Source organism: Burkholderia sp. AU45388, from assembly GCF_030481585.1.
Lineage (GTDB): Bacteria > Pseudomonadota > Gammaproteobacteria > Burkholderiales > Burkholderiaceae > Burkholderia > Burkholderia sola.
In genome coordinates this window covers 41,980-58,672 of sequence record NZ_JAUJPV010000011.1, presented here as the reverse complement: position 1 = coordinate 58,672, position 16,693 = coordinate 41,980, and the positions used below count along the sequence as shown (strand labels likewise).

16 protein-coding genes are annotated in these 16,693 nt (G+C 68.0%); 2 read left to right on the top strand and 14 right to left on the bottom strand.

Annotated elements, in window-relative coordinates; genetic code table 11:
- Positions 1-8 precede the first annotated feature (8 nt).
- The 10 genes from ugpE to QZM72_RS18750 all read right to left on the bottom strand — a co-directional run bounded on the left by ugpE (position 9) and on the right by QZM72_RS18750 (position 10,243).
- The gene (gene ugpE / locus QZM72_RS18795) at positions 9-854 is read right to left on the bottom strand and encodes a sn-glycerol-3-phosphate ABC transporter permease UgpE (RefSeq protein WP_050013146.1); all 846 of its coding nucleotides are present in this window, start codon (positions 852-854) and stop codon (positions 9-11) included.
- Positions 851-1,735 (bottom strand): sn-glycerol-3-phosphate ABC transporter permease UgpA, encoded by an 885-nt coding sequence (ugpA, locus tag QZM72_RS18790; protein ID WP_089466478.1) that lies wholly within the window; start codon positions 1,733-1,735, stop codon positions 851-853. Before ugpA ends, ugpE begins: the two co-directional genes overlap by 4 nt.
- Positions 1,736-1,831: 96 nt before the next feature.
- The gene (gene ugpB, locus QZM72_RS18785; protein ID WP_301738926.1) at positions 1,832-3,166 is read right to left on the bottom strand and encodes a sn-glycerol-3-phosphate ABC transporter substrate-binding protein UgpB; all 1,335 of its coding nucleotides are present in this window, start codon (positions 3,164-3,166) and stop codon (positions 1,832-1,834) included.
- An 88-nt stretch (positions 3,167-3,254) separates the two neighbouring features.
- Positions 3,255-4,439 carry a deoxyguanosinetriphosphate triphosphohydrolase gene (locus tag QZM72_RS18780; RefSeq protein ID WP_301738980.1) on the bottom strand — a complete coding sequence of 395 codons (1,185 nt, stop codon included), beginning with the start codon at positions 4,437-4,439 and terminating at the stop codon, positions 3,255-3,257.
- A 65-nt stretch (positions 4,440-4,504) separates the two neighbouring features.
- On the bottom strand, positions 4,505-5,584 hold the full coding sequence (aroB, locus tag QZM72_RS18775; RefSeq protein ID WP_301738924.1) for a 3-dehydroquinate synthase: 1,080 nt from the start codon (positions 5,582-5,584) through the stop codon (positions 4,505-4,507).
- Complete coding sequence (locus tag QZM72_RS18770) at positions 5,581-6,135, bottom strand: shikimate kinase (protein ID WP_089466474.1); 555 nt, start codon at positions 6,133-6,135, stop codon at positions 5,581-5,583. Before QZM72_RS18770 ends, aroB begins: the two co-directional genes overlap by 4 nt.
- Positions 6,136-6,175: 40 nt before the next feature.
- The gene (pilQ, locus tag QZM72_RS18765; RefSeq protein WP_089466473.1) at positions 6,176-7,807 is read right to left on the bottom strand and encodes a type IV pilus secretin PilQ; all 1,632 of its coding nucleotides are present in this window, start codon (positions 7,805-7,807) and stop codon (positions 6,176-6,178) included.
- A complete protein-coding gene (locus tag QZM72_RS18760) occupies positions 7,804-8,670 on the bottom strand; it encodes a pilus assembly protein (RefSeq protein WP_089466472.1) in 867 nt (288 codons plus the stop codon). Before QZM72_RS18760 ends, pilQ begins: the two co-directional genes overlap by 4 nt.
- Positions 8,667-9,323: a fimbrial protein gene (locus QZM72_RS18755; protein ID WP_089466471.1), complete on the bottom strand. Its 657-nt coding sequence runs from the start codon at positions 9,321-9,323 to the stop codon at positions 8,667-8,669. Before QZM72_RS18755 ends, QZM72_RS18760 begins: the two co-directional genes overlap by 4 nt.
- On the bottom strand, positions 9,320-10,243 hold the full coding sequence (locus tag QZM72_RS18750; RefSeq protein ID WP_089466470.1) for a competence protein ComA: 924 nt from the start codon (positions 10,241-10,243) through the stop codon (positions 9,320-9,322). Before QZM72_RS18750 ends, QZM72_RS18755 begins: the two co-directional genes overlap by 4 nt.
- 220 nt (positions 10,244-10,463) lie before the next feature.
- Between QZM72_RS18750 and QZM72_RS18745 the strand changes: the two genes are divergently transcribed.
- Positions 10,464-12,857 carry a penicillin-binding protein 1A gene (locus QZM72_RS18745; protein WP_179233359.1) on the top strand — a complete coding sequence of 798 codons (2,394 nt, stop codon included), beginning with the start codon at positions 10,464-10,466 and terminating at the stop codon, positions 12,855-12,857.
- Positions 12,858-12,938: 81 nt separating this feature from the next.
- On the opposite strand, the gene cyaY is transcribed toward QZM72_RS18745, so the two are convergent.
- Positions 12,939-13,265 (bottom strand): iron donor protein CyaY, encoded by a 327-nt coding sequence (cyaY, locus tag QZM72_RS18740; protein WP_089466468.1) that lies wholly within the window; start codon positions 13,263-13,265, stop codon positions 12,939-12,941.
- A gap of 36 nt (positions 13,266-13,301) precedes the next feature.
- On the opposite strand from cyaY, the gene QZM72_RS18735 reads away from it, so the two are divergent.
- The gene (locus QZM72_RS18735; protein ID WP_089466467.1) at positions 13,302-13,580 is read left to right on the top strand and encodes a lipoprotein; all 279 of its coding nucleotides are present in this window, start codon (positions 13,302-13,304) and stop codon (positions 13,578-13,580) included.
- 50 nt (positions 13,581-13,630) lie between these two features.
- Here QZM72_RS18735 and msrQ read toward each other — a convergent pair whose 3' ends face one another.
- The 3 genes from msrQ to ccsB all read right to left on the bottom strand — a co-directional run bounded on the left by msrQ (position 13,631) and on the right by ccsB (position 16,689).
- Positions 13,631-14,335, bottom strand: coding sequence for a protein-methionine-sulfoxide reductase heme-binding subunit MsrQ (msrQ, locus tag QZM72_RS18730; protein ID WP_089466582.1), 705 nt, complete (start codon positions 14,333-14,335; stop codon positions 13,631-13,633).
- A gap of 20 nt (positions 14,336-14,355) precedes the next feature.
- Entirely contained in the window at positions 14,356-15,351 is a 996-nt protein-coding gene (gene msrP / locus QZM72_RS18725; RefSeq protein ID WP_089466581.1) for a protein-methionine-sulfoxide reductase catalytic subunit MsrP, read from the bottom strand.
- A 159-nt stretch (positions 15,352-15,510) separates the two neighbouring features.
- Positions 15,511-16,689 carry a c-type cytochrome biogenesis protein CcsB gene (gene ccsB, locus QZM72_RS18720; protein WP_301738922.1) on the bottom strand — a complete coding sequence of 393 codons (1,179 nt, stop codon included), beginning with the start codon at positions 16,687-16,689 and terminating at the stop codon, positions 15,511-15,513.
- Positions 16,690-16,693 lie beyond the last annotated feature (4 nt).

Below are 16,693 nucleotides of genomic sequence, written 5' to 3'. Positions count from 1 at the left end.
CCGTGGGGTTATTTTTCGGAATCGACGAGGCCGCGCACGAACCAGCGCTGCATCGCCAGCACGACGACGAGCGGCGGAATCATCGCCAGCAGCGTCGCCGCCATCACGTATTGCCATTCGGTCGCGGCGTCGCCGCTCGCGATCATCGTCTTGATACCCACCACCGCCGTCGACAGCGACGCCTCCGTCGTGATCAGGATCGGCCACAGATACTGGTTCCAGCCGTAGATGAACGTGATCACGAACAGCGCCGCGATGCTCGTCTTCGACAGCGGCAGCACGACGTCCCAGAAAAAGCGCAGCGGCCCCGCGCCGTCGATGCGCGCCGCGTCCATCAGCTCGTCGGGCAGCGTCATGAAGAACTGGCGGAACAGGAACGTCGCGGTGGCCGACGCGATCAGCGGCAGCGAGAGCCCCGCGTAGGTGTTCGTCAGGTGCAGCGTCGACACGACCTGCACGGTCGGGAAGATCCGCACTTCCACCGGCAGCATCAGCGTGACGAAGATCAGCCAGAACGCCGTATTGCGGAACGGGAAGCGGAAATAGACGATCGCGTACGCGGACAGGATCGACACCGCGATCTTGCCGACGGCGATGCCGAGCGCCATCGCGAAGCTGTTCACGAGCAGGCGCCCGAACGGCGCCGTCGTGCCGCCGCTGCCGTGCCCCCAGATATACGCGACGTTCTCGAACAGGTGCGTGCTCGGCACGAGCGACAGCGGCACCGTGAACACTTCCTGCGCGTTCATCGTCGCCGCGCAGAACGCGACGTACACGGGGAACACGATCAGCACGACGCCCGCGATCAGCACCGCGTGGCAGAACAGGTCGAAGCCCTTGCGATTCTCGATCATGCGTATTGCACCCTGCGCTCGACGAAGCGGAACTGGATCACCGTGAGCCCGACGACGACGATCATCAGCACGACCGACTGCGCGCCCGAACTGCCGATGTCCAGCCCCTGGAAGCCCTCCGCGAAGATCTTGTAGATCAGCGTCTTGGTGCTCTGCGCCGGGCCGCCACCGGTGGCCGCGTCGATCACCGGGAAGGTGTCGAAGAACGCGTAGACGAGGTTCACGACCAGCAGGAAGAAACTCGTCGGCGACAGCAGCGGCAGCACGATGTTGAAGAAGCGCCGCACCGGGCCCGCGCCGTCGATCGCCGCCGCCTCGATCAGCGAGCGCGGAATCGCCTGCAGCCCCGCGTAGAAGAACAGGAAGTTGTAGCTCACCTGCTTCCACACCGACGCCAGCACGACGAGGAACATCGCCTGCCCGCCGTTGAGCGCATGGTTCCACACGATGCCGCCCTTCGCGAGCGCATATGTGATCAGGCCGATGCTCGGGTTGAACAGGAACGCCCACAGCACGGCCGCGATCGTCGGTGCGACCGCGTACGGCCAGATCAGCAGCGTGCGGTACACGCGCGCGCCGCGGATCACGCGGTCGGCGCACGCGGCGAGCAACAGCGACACGACGAGCCCGCTCACCGTGACGAGCGAACTGAACACGAGCGTCGTGCGGAACGAATCGAGATACAGCGGATCGGCGAACAGGTGCGTGAAGTTCGCGAAGCCGACGAATTCGCTCGACGTGCCGAACGCGTCCTGCATCTGCGTGGACTGCCACAGCGCGACGCCGGCCGGCCACAGGAAGAACACGGCGGTAATCGCGAGCTGCGGCGCGATCAGCAGGTACGGCACCGGGCTCGTACCGAAACGGGAACGGGATTGCATCGCGGATATCCGGTCAGGCGAAACGGAAGGGAAACCGCGCCGCCGGACGGCCCGCGCTCGCGCGCGGCGCCGCCGGCGGCACGAAGCGATGCGCGCTCAGCCGCCCGACTTCTCGAAGCGGCGCAGCAGTTCGTCGCCGCGCGACGCGGCCGAATCGAGCGCGTCCTTCGGCGACTTCTTCTGCGCCCAGACCTGTTCGAACTCCTCGTCGACGACCGTGCGGATCTGCGGCATGTTGCCCAGGCGCAGCCCCTTCGTGTACGGCAGCGGCGGCTTGTTCAGCATCTGCTTGATCGCGGTTTCGGCGCTCGGGTTCTTCGCGTAGAAACCCTGCTGGCGCGTCAGGTCGTACGCGGCGGTCGTGACCGGCAGGTAACCCGTGTCCTGGTGCCACTTCGCGGCGACGGCGGGTGAAGCCAGGTACGCCAGGAATTTCGCGACGCCCTTGTAGGTCGCCGGATCCTTGCCGGCCAGCACCCACAGGCTCGCGCCGCCGATGATCGCGTTCTGCGGCGCGCCCTTCACGTTCGCGTCGTACGGCATCATGCCCGTGCCGTAGCTGAATTTCGCGAACTTCTGCACGTTCGCGAGCGCGCCCGACGACGTCGTCAGGATCCCGCAGTCGCCGCTGTAGAACTTCGCCGACGCTTCATCCTTGCGGCCCGCGTACGTGAACGTGCCGTCCTTCGCCATCTGCTGGAGGAAGGCGATATGTTCGATCTGCTGCGGCTTGTTGAACTCGAGCACGGCGTCGGTGCCGTCGAAGCCGTTGTTGCGGCTCGCGAACGGCAGCCCGTGCCATGCGCTGTAGTTCTCGAGCTGGATCCAGCCCTGCCAGCCGGTCGTGAAGCCGCACGCCATCCCCGACTTGCGCAGCTTCTCGGCATCGGCCTTCACGTCGGCCCACGTCTTCGGCGGCTGGTTCGGATCGAGGCCGGCCTTCTTGAACGCGTCCTTGTTGTAGTACAGCACCGGCGTCGAACTGTTGAACGGCATCGACACGAGGTGGCCCGTCTTCGCGTCGCTGTAGTAGCTCGCGATGGTCGGCACGAAAGCCTTTTCGTCGAGCGTCACGCCGGCCTGCTTGAACACGTCGTAGACCGGCACGACCGCCTTCTTCGCCTGCATCATCGTCGCCGTGCCGACTTCATAGACCTGGAGGATCGCCGGCGCATTGCCGCTGCGATACGCCGCGATGCCGGCCGCGAGCGCCTGGTCGTAGGTGCCCTTGAAGACAGGCACGATCTTGTAGTCGCTTTGCGACGCATTGAACTGGTCGGCGATCGCATTGACCCGCTCGCCGAGCGCGGCCTCCATCGCATGCCAGAACTGGATTTCCGTCGCGGCGAGCGCCACGTGCTGCGCCCCGAACATCAGCGCGCCGCCGAGCGCGATCGAACGAACCAGTGTCCCCGCAGGTTTCTTCTTCATCGACCTCTCCTATGAAAACGTTACCAACAGCGTGTGCAACATTTCCGTCGCCATTGAACCGGCGAAGTCTAGTGATCGTTTATGACAGTCAGTTGTCGTTGACGACGAACAGGCGCTGATATTCCTTCAGCGCGAAGCGGTCGGTCATGCCGGCGATGTAGTGCGCGACGAGACGCGGCTGCTGCGCCGTATCGTCGGACTGGTACGGCGGCGGCAGCAGGCGCGGATCGTCGATGAACGCGTCGAACAGCCCGGTGACGACGCGTTGCGCCTTGCTCGCCATGCGCATCACCTTGTAGTGGCGATACAGGTTCTTGAAGAGGAAGCGCTTGAGGGCCGCTGCCTGCGCGGCGACCTCGGGGCTGTGCGACACGAGCGGCGGCGCGTCGCGCACGTCGTCGAGCGACGCGGGTGCGACGCGCACGAGATTGCGCGTCGTTTCGTCGATCAGGTCGACGATCAGCGTGTTGATGATGCGGCGCACCGTCTCGTGCACGAGACGACGGCCTTCGAGGTGCGGGAATTCGGCGAGCGCCGCTTCGTAGTGACGCTGCCACAGCTCGACTTCCGCGAGCTGCTCGATCGTGATCAGGCCGGAGCGCAGGCCGTCGTCGACGTCGTGGTTGTTGTAGGCGATCTCGTCGGCGATGTTCGCGAGCTGCGCCTCGAGCGACGGCTGCCGGCCCTGCAGGAAGCGCTCGCCGAGCGCGCCGAGCTTGCGCGCATTCTCGCGCGAGCAGTGCTTCAGGATGCCTTCGCGCGTCTCGAAGCACAGGTTCAGCCCGTTGAACGCGCCGTAGTGCTCCTCGAGCTCGTCGACCACCGCGAGGCTCTGCAGGTTGTGCTCGAAACCGCCGTGCTCGCGCATGCACGCATTCAGCGCGTCCTGCCCGGCATGGCCGAACGGCGTGTGGCCGAGATCGTGCGCGAGCGAGATCGCTTCGACGAGATCCTCGTTCAGTCGCAGGTTGCGCGCGACCGAGCGCGCGATCTGCGCGACTTCGAGGCTGTGCGTGAGGCGCGTGCGGAACAGGTCGCCTTCGTGATTGACGAAGACCTGCGTCTTGTATTCGAGCCGGCGAAACGCGGTGGAATGGACGATGCGGTCGCGATCGCGCTGGAATTCGGTGCGCGCCGCCGGCGGGGTTTCCGGATGGCGGCGCCCGCGCGACTGCGACGCGTGCGCGGCATACGGAGCGAGATGGGCTTCCAGCGCCGCCAGCGTCGGCGGCTCGGCCACCGGCGCGGTGGATGCGCGGCTGGCTTCGGGCAGTGTGCTGCTGGATGTCTCGCTCACGTCTCCTCCATGTCAGGGGCGCCGGCGGATCGGGGCCGCCGTTAGCCGGTCGTCCGCGCCAGTGTAGCGAATACCGCTTCGTCCGGCGCCTGCGTGATCAGCGTATCGCCGAATCGCTTCAGCAGGATGAACTTGATTGCGCCGGCCTCGGCCTTCTTGTCGACGCGCATCAGGTCCATGTAGCGCGCATCGCCGAGCGCGGGCCCGCGGGTCGGCAGGTGCGCGGCCGCGATCACCGCATCGAGGCGCCGCCGCGACGCTTCGTCGAAGAGGCCGAGCCGTACCGACAGGTCACCGGCCATCACCATCCCGCAGCCGACCGCCTCGCCGTGCAGCCATTCGCCGTATCCGAGCCCGGCCTCGATCGCATGGCCGAACGTGTGGCCGAAGTTCAGGATCGCGCGCAGGCCGCCTTCGCGCTCGTCGGCCGCGACGACGCTCGCCTTGATCTCGCACGAACGCTTCACCGCGTGCGCGAGTGCAGCGGGCTCGCGACGGTTCAGCGCGTCGACGTTCGCCTCGATCCAGTCGAAGAACTCGGCGTCGGCGATCGCGCCCGTCTTGATGACTTCGGCGACGCCGGCCGCCAGTTCGCGATCGGGCAGCGTCGTCAGCGCGCCGATGTCCGCGATCACGGCCTGCGGCTGGTAGAACGCGCCGATCATGTTCTTGCCGAGCGGGTGGTTGATGCCCGTCTTGCCGCCGACCGACGAATCGACCTGCGACAGCAGCGTCGTCGGCACTTGGATGAACGGCACGCCGCGCATGTAGCACGCGGCGGCAAAGCCCGTCATGTCGCCGACCACGCCGCCGCCGAGCGCGACGAGCGTCGTCTTGCGATCGGCGTGATCCGTCAGCAGGCCGTCGAAGATCAGGTTCAGCGTTTCCCAGTTCTTGTACGCCTCGCCGTCCGGCAGCACGACCGTCGACACGCGCTTGCCGAGCGGCGCGAGCGCCGCGCGCAGCGCGTCGCCGTACAGCGGATCGACCGTCGTGTTCGTGACGACCGTGACCGACGAACCCTTGATGTGGGGCGAGAACAGCTCGGTGCGGCCGATCAGGCCGGCGCCAATATGAATCGGATAGGCGCGGTCGCCCAGATCGACGTTGACAGTAATCATGCTTGTAGCGGCTTGGCGATGACGCCGGCCAGTTCGAGTTGCATCAGCACCATGTTGACGAGACCGTTGACCGACGGACGGCCGGTCTCGATGACGAAATCCGCGCATTCGCGGTACAGCGGGTCGCGCACTTCATAGAGGGATTCGAGACGCCCCTTCGGATCTTCCGTCTGCAACAGCGGGCGGTTCTTGTCCTTGCGCGTGCGCAGCCACAGATCGTGCGGGTTGGCGCGCAGATAGACGACGATGCCGTGGCTTTTCAGGCTGTCGCGATTTTCCGCGCGCAGCACCGCGCCACCGCCCGTCGCGAGCACGATGTTCTCGCGCTGCGCGAGCTCGGCGATCACCTGCGTTTCGCGATCGCGAAACCCGGCCTCGCCCTCCAGCTCGAAGATCACCGGAATGCGCGCGCCCGTACGGGCCTCGATTTCGTGGTCGGAGTCGAAGAACGTCCTGTCGAGACGACGCGCGACCGCACGGCCCACGGTGGTCTTACCCGCTCCCATAAGGCCGACGAAAAATACGTTTGCATGTGGGTCCCGCGCTTGCAACGGCTTCCTCTGCTTCAATCTTGCTGGTGTGTGGCGCAGCTTACTGGCAAAGCGGCTGCCTTGTCGAGCCTGCGCCGGCGGCTTCCGGCCCCGTTTCCTCGGCATCCGCGCCGCCCGCGCCGGGTGCGCCGCAACGCGCGTCGACGACGGTCGGCGTGATGAAGACGACCAGTTCGTTGCGCTGGTCGCGCTGCGCGCGGTGCCGGAAAAGCGCGCCCAGAAACGGTATTTTGCCCAAGAGCGGCACCCGCGTCACATCGTTCCGGCTCAGTTGTTCATAGATGCCGCCGATCGCGACCGTCCCGCCATTCTCGACCTCGACGCGCGTCTGTACGTGCTTCGTATGGATCGCGGGGCCCGCGGCGGTCGGCTCGCCGACGCTGTCCTTCGTCACGTCGAGATCGAGCACCACGCGCCCGTCCGGCGTGATCTGCGGCTCGACCTCCAGCTTCAGCGTCGCGCGGCGGAACTGCACGCCGCTCATGCCATTGCCCACCTTCGCCTGGTACGGCAGCTCGGAGCCCTGCTCGACGATGGCCTTGACACGGTCGGCCGTCACCACCCGCGGACGCGAAACGATCTGGCCCCGGCCCTGTGCCTCCAGCGCGCTCAACTCGATGTCGAGTACGCGGCTGAGCGGCGCGGCGAACAGCGTGAAGCCGGCGGTCGCCGCGTCGAAGCCGCCGAGCGGCCGCGCGGCGAGATCCAGCGCGTTGCGCGCATCCGCCGTGAAGGACGCACCCTCGGCCAAAGACGACCGCCCCTGCGCACGCAGCGCGACACGCGCGCCGAGGTTGCGCGAGAAACCCTGCTCGCCTTCGACGATGCGCGCCTCGATCCGGACCTGCCGCGACGGCCGGTCGATCGCGTCGATCAGGCCGGCGATCTGCACGATACGCGGCGCGAGATCGGTCACGAACAGCAGGTTCGTGCGCGGATCGGCCGCCGCGGCTCCGCGCTTCGACAGCAGGCGCTGGCCGGTCGCGCCGGCCAGCAGCCGCTGCACGTCCTGCGCGCGCGGATAGTGCAGCGCGAACGTCCGGCTCGCGAGCGGCTCCAGATCGGCGGCCCGCGCATGCATGTCGAAGCGCTCGCGTTCGCGCGCCGCCAGCTCGGCCGCCGGCGTGACCCAGACCACATTGCCGCGCCGGGACATCGCGAGCCCGTGCGTGTCGAGCAGTGTGTCGAATGCGTCGCGCCAGCGGACATTGTTCAGACGTAACGTGACCGTGCCGCGCACCTGCTCGCCGACGACGATATTGAGCCCCGTGAATCGCGCGATCGCGTCGAACGCAGCCGCGAGCCCGACACCCTGCAGATTCAACGAAATCCGCCGTGCGTCGTCCGCGTCGCCCGGTTGCCGTGCCGCGGCGTCGCTCATCCGGGCCGGCGGCGCCAGCGGGATCGGCGGCCCCTCCAGCGTGGGGACCGGTGCGGCGGTTTCCGTCTGCAGCGCCGTGCGCGCCGCCTGATCGAACGGCGGCGGGCCGGCCTCCTCCGCCACCGCGCTGCCCATGCTGTCGGCCACGCGCAGCGGCTGCGGCAGGCCCGGCACCGACACATCCGTCGCCCCGGCCGGCCAGACCGCCGGCAGCGGCGGCAACGACGCGCTTGCACCGGCTGCCGTCAGGCCGGCCCAGATGGCGAGCACCCAATAGCCGTGCTTCGTCATGGCCGGCCTCCGTCGTCAAGAACAAGCCGCTGCGGTCCGTCCGCCGTCGCAAGCGTCACGGCCGCGCGCTCGACACGCACCACGCGCGCGGCCCCCAGCACCTCGCCAGGTGCGACGGCCGTGAACGCGCCGTCGCCGTCGTCGAACAACGCGAGGCCGGCACGCGCGTCGCGAATCGTGCCGGCCAGGCGGGCTGCGCGCCCCGCCGCTTCGGCCGGGCCTACGTCGCCGAACGGATCGGTGTCGGGCGCCGCGGCGCGAACCGGCACGTTGCCCTCGGCAGCCGTTGTCGCCGGCAGCGCCGGAAATACGTCGACGGATATATCTACTCGCGCCGCCGACATGCCGCGCTCGATACGCAGCGCCGACGGTACCGCCAGCACCGGAAAGCGCGCCAGCCCGTCGACCATATGCAGCAGCGCGCGAAAACCGCCATCCGCGGCGAGGTGCACGGTACGTCGACCGTCCCGCGCCGCGCCCTCGGCACGCTGCGGTTCGACCGACACGCCATGCAGCCCGCTCGACGCGGCGAGATCGGCCAGCGCCAGCATCAGCGCGGCCCATTCCGGCGTAGGCGGCAAGCGACCGTCGCGCGTTGACGCAGGATGCCCGTCGCGTCGTTGTCCGGCGGAAGCCAGCACGCGCTGCGCGTCGGCCGCGCGTGCCTGGGCGGCGGCGAGCAACGCGCGACTATGTGCCAGCCCGCTCCAGTCGGCCGCATTTGCCAGATGAATGCCGCCTGCCAGCACGGCCGCGAACGCCAGCACGCAACCCGCCGCATGCGCAGCCGCCGGCGACACGCGCGGCACGCGGCCCACCCCGGCGCCCGCGTGCAGCGCTGGCCGATGTGCGAGCGTCGTCATGCGCCACCTCCCGACCCGGTCCGCGACGACGTCGTATCGTGCCAGCGCAACTGCACCGAGAACCGGAACGGCATCCCGGCCGTCGAAGCCGCCGCATCCGAAGCGGGCTTCAACGTATCTATATCGATCCGCCAGCCGCGCTGCTCGCGCGCCATCGCGGCGAGCCACCGCGCAGCCGCCCGGTAACTCGCGGCGCGCGCCTCGAGCACGGCGCCGGTCGTCGTCATCCGCAGCGCGTCGAGCCGGATCTGATCGGCCCGCACCCGCTTCAGGGTCGCCAGCAACCCTGCCACGCGCCGGTACGGCGCGGCCAGTGCAGCCGCCTGCGCGTCGCGCCGCGCGACGGCCGCGGCGGCATTGGCCGCGCTCGCCGCAGCAGCGACCTGCGGCTGCACCTGCCGCAGCCGTGCCTCCACGCCGGCGCGCTCGGCATCTACCCGCCACCGCGACAACACGGCAGCCCCCGTCCACACACCGGCGCCGAGCAAGCCGAGCAGGATCGCCCCACCGCACTGCGTAGCCCGCCGACGCCGCAACGCGTGCGCCAGCCGCTCGCGGTACGGCAGCAGGTTGAAGTCGCCGAGTACCGCCTGCACGGCTTGCTGGGCCGCAGCCGCGGCGCCGCCGTTTGCCGCCACGTGACCGGCCGTCATTCCCACACCCCGCGCAACGCCAGCCCGAACGCGACGGCAAACGCCGGGCCGCCCGGCATGGCGGCGCGCGCGCACGGCCGGCCGTCCCAGCCCGTGCAGTCGAACGGGATTACCGCCGTGCCGAGCACATCGCCGATCTCGGCAACCGACGTATCGAAGCGGGCGATACATCGCTCGTCCCCGGCGACGAGCACGCAACCGACTGCCCCCAGCACGCGCCGACGCAACGCATCGGGAAGCGCCTCCGGCAACGTGCCGGACAGGGTGAGCACGGGGATCGCCGATCGTCCCTCGATCCGCCAGCCGCGCACGCCCGCGTCGCAGAACCACAGCACGGCATAGGCGCCCTGCGCATCGAGTTCGAACTGCGCGGCATAGCGCAGCGCGCGCAGCACGGCGGCCGACTCGCCGTCGATCACCGTCAGATCGATGCCGGCCTGCGCGGCCACGTCGATCCGCCGCTCGAGCAGCGCCAGCGGCGCCACCGCCACCGCGATCTCGCCGGACTGCACGCCGCCGTAGTGCCGCCAGTCGAACGCGAGACTGTCCGGCGCGAGCCCCGAGATGCGTTCGGCGGCCTGCCGCGCGGCGTCCGGAATGTCGCCGCGCCCGGCCAGATCGAGCGTCGCGGTGCGCATCTCGTCATCGTGCAGCGCCATCACGCCGCGCGCGTCGCACTGCACGTCGGACGCCGACAGCCGCGCCACGGCCGCCGCCAGCGACCGCGCGACCGCCGCCCAACGCGCGTCTTCCGGCCCGCCCGCCAACCCGACCGGTTCCCGCTCGAGCCCCTCGACGCGCACCGTCGCTTCCCTGCCGCGCCGGCTCAGCACGGCCACCCTCACTTCGTGCGCGCCGACGTCGATTCCCGTCGACCGGTGCCTGCCCTGTGCAAACCGCGCCACCCATCGTCCTGCCATCCCAGCCTCCCGAGATCGTCGCGGCCCACGCCGCGTTTCCGAGCCCTGATTCTGCAAAGCGACGCGCGCGGCCGACAGTCGGCCAAACGGCCAGCATTGGCCCACGGCGGCCGTGCACGGACTATGCTGACGGCACGCCGACCCGCGGCTGTCCGACGGGCGCCTCCCGCGTCAGGACCGGTCTTACCGGGCAGCTATAATCGCGGGACTGTTTTCCGGTATGCCTATGCAATCCACGACTCCTACGTCCCCGCCTCCCGCTCCGGAGCCGAAGAAGCGGCCCTGGTGGCAAAAAGTCCTGCTCGGCTTCGCCGCGATGTGCGTGGCCCTCGTCGTGGCCGGCGGCCTCGTGCTCGGCTACGCGCTCGTGGTGGCCTGGCCGAACATGCCGTCGCTCGACGCGTTGACCGACTATCGGCCGAAGGTGCCGCTGCGCATCTACACGTCCGATCACGTGCTGATCGGCGAATTCGGCGAGGAGCGCCGCGACGTCGTCCATTTCAAGGACGTGCCCGACTCGCTGAAGAAGGCGATCCTCGCGATCGAGGATGCGCGCTTCTACGATCACGGCGGCGTCGACCTCACCGGCATCATCCGCGCCGGCTTCGTCGCGCTGACCAACGGACACGCGTCGCAGGGCGCGAGCACGATCACGATGCAGGTCGCGCGCAACTTCTTCCTGTCGAGCGAGAAGACCTACACGCGCAAGATCTACGAGATGCTGCTCGCGTACCGGATCGAGCGTGCGCTGACGAAGGATCAGATTCTCGAGGTCTACATGAATCAGATCTATCTCGGCCAGCGCGCGTACGGCTTCGCGAGCGCCGCGCGGGTCTATTTCGGCAAGGACCTGAAGGACATCACGCTCGCGGAAGCCGCGATGCTCGCGGGGCTGCCGAAGGCGCCGTCCGCGTATAACCCGGTCGTGAACCCGAAGCGCGCGAAGGTGCGTCAGGAATACATCCTGCAGCGGATGCTCGAGCTGAACTTCATCACGCGCGAACAGTACGACGAAGCTTCCGCGCAGCCGCTCGTCGTCAAGGGGCCGGGCCGCGATTTCAGCGTGCACGCGGAGTACGTCGCCGAAATGGTCAGACAGATGATGTACGCGCAGTATCACGAGGAAACCTACACGCGCGGCTTCAACGTCGTCACGACGATCGATTCCGCGGACCAGCAGGTCGCGTACACCGCGCTGCGCAAGGGCATCATGGATTACGAGCGCCGCCACGGCTATCGCGGGCCGGAAGGCTTCATCGAGCTGCCGGCCGGTGCCGACGATCGCGAACAGGCGATCGACGACGCGCTGCTCGAGCACCCCGACAACGGCGAGCTGATCGCCGCGGTCGTGACGGCCGCGAGCCCGCGCCAGATCACGGTGGCGTTCATCGACGGCAGCACCGCGACGATCGAGGGCGACAACCTGCGCTTCGCGTCGAGCGCGCTGTCGGCCAACGCGCAGCCGAATCGCCGCATCCGCCCGGGCGCGATCGTCCGCGTGGTGAGGAACGACGCCGGCAAGTGGTCGATCACGCAGTTGCCGCAGGTGGAAGGCGCGTTCCTGTCGATCGTCCCGCAGGACGGCGCGATCCGCTCGCTCGTCGGCGGCTTCGACTACAACAAGAACAAGTTCAACCACGTCACGCAGGCGTGGCGACAACCGGGTTCGTCGTTCAAGCCGTTCATCTACTCGGCGTCGCTCGACAAGGGCCTCGGGCCGGCCACCGTGATCAACGACGGCCCGCTGTATTTCAGCGCCGCGGAAACGGGCGGCCAGCCGTGGGAGCCGAAGAACTACGGCGGCGGCTTCGAGGGCCCGATGTCGATGCGCACCGCGCTGCAGCGCTCGCGCAACCTCGTGTCGATCCGGATCCTGAACCACATCGGCACGAAATACGCGCAGCAATACATCACGCGCTTCGGTTTCGACGCCGAACGTCACCCGGCCTATCTGCCGATGGCGCTCGGCGCCGGTCAGGTCACGCCGCTGCAGATGGCCGGCGCGTACTCGGTCTTCGCGAACGGCGGCTACCGCGTCAATCCGTATCTGATCGCCGAAGTCACCGATCCGAACGGCGCGATCGTCGCGCGCGCGCAGCCGCTCGTCGCCGAACAGAACGCGCCGCGCGCGATCGACGCACGCAACGCCTACGTGATGAACAGCCTGCTGCAGAGCGTCGCGCAGCGCGGCACGGGCGCGCGGACCAACGTGCTGAAGCGCACCGACCTCGCGGGCAAGACCGGCACGACGAACGACTCGCACGACGCGTGGTTCGCCGGCTACCAGCACACGCTCGCCGCGATCGCGTGGATCGGCTACGACAATCCGCGCAGCCTCGGCGATCGCGAAACCGGCGGCGGCCTGTCGCTGCCGGTGTGGATCGACTACATGGGTGCGGCGCTGAAGGGCGTGCCGGAGTTCAAGCCGACGGTGCCGGACGGCGTCGAATCGCTCGGCGGCGAACTGTATTTCACCGAGTTCACGCCGGGGCACGGCTTCGTGTCGACGGTCGGCGTGCCGCAGGCGCCGGCCGCGCAGAACGTCGACGAGGCCGTGCCGCACGTCGACGAGCAGGAAAAGCAGGACATCATGAACCTGTTCCAGGGCCACTGACCCGCGGCCCGACCATGAAAAAAGCGCCCCGCGGGGCGCTTCTTCTTTGGGCACGACGTTCGGGGCCGATGCCCCGGCGCGTCACGCGCCGAACGTGATCGGCAGGCCGGCCTGCTGGGTCGCGTATTCGGTGAGCGCGGAGAAGAACTCGGTGCCCGTGCGCGTATCGCGCCACGCGCCGTCGACGAACCGGTAGTGGAATCCGCCGGCCTTCGCCGCGATCCATACTTCCTTCATCGGCGGCTGCAGGTTGACGATGATCTTCGAGCCGTTCTCAAACGTCAGCGTCAGCACGCTGCCGTTGCGCTCCAGATCGATGTCGTGATCGCCGTCGTTCGCGACGTCCACGGTACGCTCGACGGCCGCCAGCACGGCCTCGGCACGGGCCAGGTATTCAATATCGGACATGCTAAACTCTATCGGTTAAATTGTTCAGGGACGATCATGCGAGTCGTTTTCCGGATGAGCGCGATTGTAGCGGCTTTGGCGATTCTTGCCGGCTGCGGTCAAAGCGGCGCGCTCTATCTGCCCACCGTGCCTCCGATGCCCAAGCCGATCCAGCAGCAGAACACGCCGCCGTCGGACGTGAAACCGACCGACGAAAACGCGTCGTCCGACGAGTCGCCCGACACGTCCGGCTCGCCGCTCACGCTGTCGCCCGAGCTGTCGAGCAGCGCGTCGACCATGCCCGCCCCCGCATCGGGCCCGGCCGCCACGAAGTAACGGCGCGATGCCGCCCACGCGGCGCTCGCAACGAGGCGATGACTTCCCGGTCATCGCCTTTTGTTTTTCCGGGCCGCCGCGTCACGCACGCGCCGCCATCCCCACGCCACCAGCCGCCAGCCGAGCAGCGCGGCGACGATCGCCGCGTAAAGCTTCGGCTGCGCGAGATCGTGCTTGCCGGCCCGCATCCACCAGAAGTGCAGCACGCCGAACAGCGCGATCGCGTAGATCGCGCGGTGCAGCGTCGCCCAGTGGCGCCCCAGCCGGCGCACCATCGCGCGCGGCGACGTCGCGGCGAGCGGAATCAGCAGCACGAACGCCGCGAAGCCGACCGTGATGAACGGGCGCTTGCCGACGTCCTTCAGGATCGCGACCACGTCGAACCACTTGTCGAACCACAGGTAGGTCGTGAAATGCAGCGTCGCGTAAAAGAACGCGAACAGCCCAATCATCCGGCGAAAGCGCAGCAGCGGCGCGAAGCCCGTCATGCGCCTGAGCGGCGTGACGGCCAGCGTGACGCACAACAGGACGAGCGTCCACAAGCCCGTCGAGCGCGTGATGAACTCGATCGGGTTCGCGCCCAGCCGGTCGGTCAGCCCGAACAGCACGAGGCGCGCCAGCGGATAGAGGCCGGCCGCGAACACCAGTACCTTGGCCGGTGCGAGCCAGCGCGGCGCGGCGGGACGGACGGCACCGCCCCGCGCGGTGCGGGCGGCCGGCTCGGCCCGCGCGGGCGTGAGCGTCGAAGGCGGCATGTCGTTTCTCACCGTCATGCTCAAAAATTCTTCTTCAGGTCCATGCCCTGATACATCGATGCGACCAGATCGCCGTAGCCGTTGAACATCAGCGTCTTGCGCTTCGGCGTGAAGAAGCCGTCCTCGCCGATGCGCCGCTCGGTCGCCTGGCTCCAGCGCGGATGATCGACGTTCGGGTTCACGTTCGAATAAAAGCCGTACTCGTTCGCGGCGTACGTGTTCCAGCTCGTCTTCGGCTGCTTGTCGACGAAGCGGATCTTCACGAGCGACTTCGCGCTCTTGAAGCCGTACTTCCACGGTACGACGATCCGCACCGGCGCGCCGTTCTGGTTCGGCAGCACCTGCCCGTAGACGCCCATCGTCAGCAGCGTCAGCGGGTTCATCGCCTCGTCCATGCGCAACCCTTCCGAATACGGCCAGTCGAGCACGGGCGTCGACAGGCCCGGCATCTGCGACGGATCGGCCAGCGTGATGAACTGCACGTATTTCGCATTGCCGGTCGGCTGCACGCGCTTGATCAGCTCGGACAGCGGCACGCCGATCCACGGGATCACCATCGACCAGCCCTCGACGCAGCGCAGCCGGTACACACGCTCCTCGAGCGGGGCGAGCTTGAGCAGCTCGTCGAGATCGAACACCTTCGGGTGCTGCACCTCGCCCTCGACACTCACCCGCCACGGGCGCGGCCGCAGCGTGCCGGCGTTCTGCGCCGGGTCGCTCTTGTCGGTGCCGAATTCGTAGAAGTTGTTGTAGGACGTGATGTCCTTGAACGGCGTCACCTTGTCGATGGCGACGAACTTCGGGTTCGTTTTTGCCGCGAGCTTCGCCGCCCGCGGGTCGGGCGACGCATACGCGGCGAGCGCCGCGCCGCTGCTGCCGAACAGGCCGCCCGCGGCCGCGAGGCCGGCCGCCTGCAATACGCGCCGCCGGTTCTCGAATACCGCGCGCGGGGTGATCTCGCTCGGCGCGATATCCGCGCCGGTCAGTACGTTACGCAAAGGGCGTTTGATCCACATCGTGCAGTTCCTCCCGCATACGCGGCGCGCATGCTTCATCAGCGTTCGACCCGGCCCGTCACGCGCCGTTCGACGCCCGGTTCGCCCGCCCGTTACAAAAGAAAACCGCCGGGCACGCAGTGCACCGGCGGTTCGATAGTCGGACGAGCGGCGAAAATCTTACAGTTTGCCGTAGCTGTGCAGCCCGGACAGGAACATGTTGACGCCGAGGAACGCGAACGTCGTGACCAGCAGGCCGGTGAGCGCCCACCATGCGGCCACCGCGCCGCGCAGGCCCTTCATCAGCCGCATGTGCAGCCACGCCGCGTAGTTCAGCCACACGATCAGCGCCCAGGTTTCCTTCGGGTCCCAGCTCCAGTAGCCGCCCCACGCTTCGGCCGCCCACAGCGCGCCGAGGATCGTCGCGATCGTGAAGAACGCGAAACCGACCGCGATCGACTTGTACATCACGTCGTCGAGCACTTCGAGCGTCGGCAGGCGATCCGCGAGGATCCCCCGCTCCTTCATCAGGTACGCGATCGACACCATCGCCGACAGCGCGAAGCTGCCGTAGCCGATGAAGTTCGCCGGCACGTGGATCTTCATCCACCAGCTTTGCAGTGCCGGCACGAGCGGCTGGATCTGCTGCGCATCGCGCGCGACCGAGTACCACATCAGGAAACCCACCGCCGCGCTGATGACCAGCAGCACGAACGCGCCGAGCGAACGCGTGCCGTAGTGGCCTTCGTAATACAGATAAAGCAGCGCGGTGATCAGGCTGAACAGGACGAACACTTCATAGAGGTTCGATACGGGGATATGCCCGACGTCCGCCCCGATCAGGTAGGACTCGTACCAGCGCACCATCAACCCCGTGAAGCCCATCAGCACGGCGACCCACGTGAGCTTCTGGCCGATCGCCGCGCCCGTTTCCGAGCGCGCGAGCAGGCCGATCCAGTAGAAGATCGTCGCGAGCACGAACAGCGCGCTCATCCACAGGATCGCCGACTGGCTCGACAGGAAGTACTTGAGGAAGAACGCCGAATCGGCGCGGCCGAGATCGCCCTGGTAGATCTGGATCGACAGCAGCGACAGCACGGCGATCGACGCCATCATCAGCCGCGCGGGCTTCCAGCGCCAGCCGAGCGCGACGAGCGCCGGCACGGTGCCGATCATCACCGCCTTGTCGTAGTAATCCATGTGCGCGTTGTAGTGCACGAGCGCATAGCCCGCGCCCGCCACCAGCGCCAGGGCGAACAGCCAGTCGAACAGCGACAGGCGTGCGAGGAACGGACGGTCGTCGAACAGCGGCGACGGAGCCGACGCCGGACGGGAAGAAGAAACTTGCGTGAGATCCATGATG

Excerpts from the sequence above, each read along its gene's own strand:
- QZM72_RS18745 (WP_179233359.1), top strand. The coding sequence starts at position 10,464 with ATGCCTATGCAATCCACGACTCCTACGTCCCCGCCTCCCGCTCCGGAG.
- ugpE (WP_050013146.1), bottom strand. The coding sequence starts at position 854 with ATGATCGAGAATCGCAAGGGCTTCGACCTGTTCTGCCACGCGGTGCTG.
- QZM72_RS18760 (WP_089466472.1), bottom strand. The coding sequence starts at position 8,670 with ATGACGACGCTCGCACATCGGCCAGCGCTGCACGCGGGCGCCGGGGTG.
- ccsB (WP_301738922.1), bottom strand. The coding sequence starts at position 16,689 with ATGGATCTCACGCAAGTTTCTTCTTCCCGTCCGGCGTCGGCTCCGTCG.
- cyaY (WP_089466468.1), bottom strand. The coding sequence starts at position 13,265 with ATGTCCGATATTGAATACCTGGCCCGTGCCGAGGCCGTGCTGGCGGCC.
- aroB (WP_301738924.1), bottom strand. The coding sequence starts at position 5,584 with ATGATTACTGTCAACGTCGATCTGGGCGACCGCGCCTATCCGATTCAT.
- QZM72_RS18750 (WP_089466470.1), bottom strand. The coding sequence starts at position 10,243 with ATGGCAGGACGATGGGTGGCGCGGTTTGCACAGGGCAGGCACCGGTCG.
- msrQ (WP_089466582.1), bottom strand. The coding sequence starts at position 14,335 with ATGCCGCCTTCGACGCTCACGCCCGCGCGGGCCGAGCCGGCCGCCCGC.
- ugpA (WP_089466478.1), bottom strand. The coding sequence starts at position 1,735 with ATGCAATCCCGTTCCCGTTTCGGTACGAGCCCGGTGCCGTACCTGCTG.
- pilQ (WP_089466473.1), bottom strand. The coding sequence starts at position 7,807 with ATGACGAAGCACGGCTATTGGGTGCTCGCCATCTGGGCCGGCCTGACG.
- msrP (WP_089466581.1), bottom strand. The coding sequence starts at position 15,351 with ATGTGGATCAAACGCCCTTTGCGTAACGTACTGACCGGCGCGGATATC.
- QZM72_RS18735 (WP_089466467.1), top strand. The coding sequence starts at position 13,302 with ATGCGAGTCGTTTTCCGGATGAGCGCGATTGTAGCGGCTTTGGCGATT.
- QZM72_RS18755 (WP_089466471.1), bottom strand. The coding sequence starts at position 9,323 with ATGACGGCCGGTCACGTGGCGGCAAACGGCGGCGCCGCGGCTGCGGCC.
- ugpB (WP_301738926.1), bottom strand. The coding sequence starts at position 3,166 with ATGAAGAAGAAACCTGCGGGGACACTGGTTCGTTCGATCGCGCTCGGC.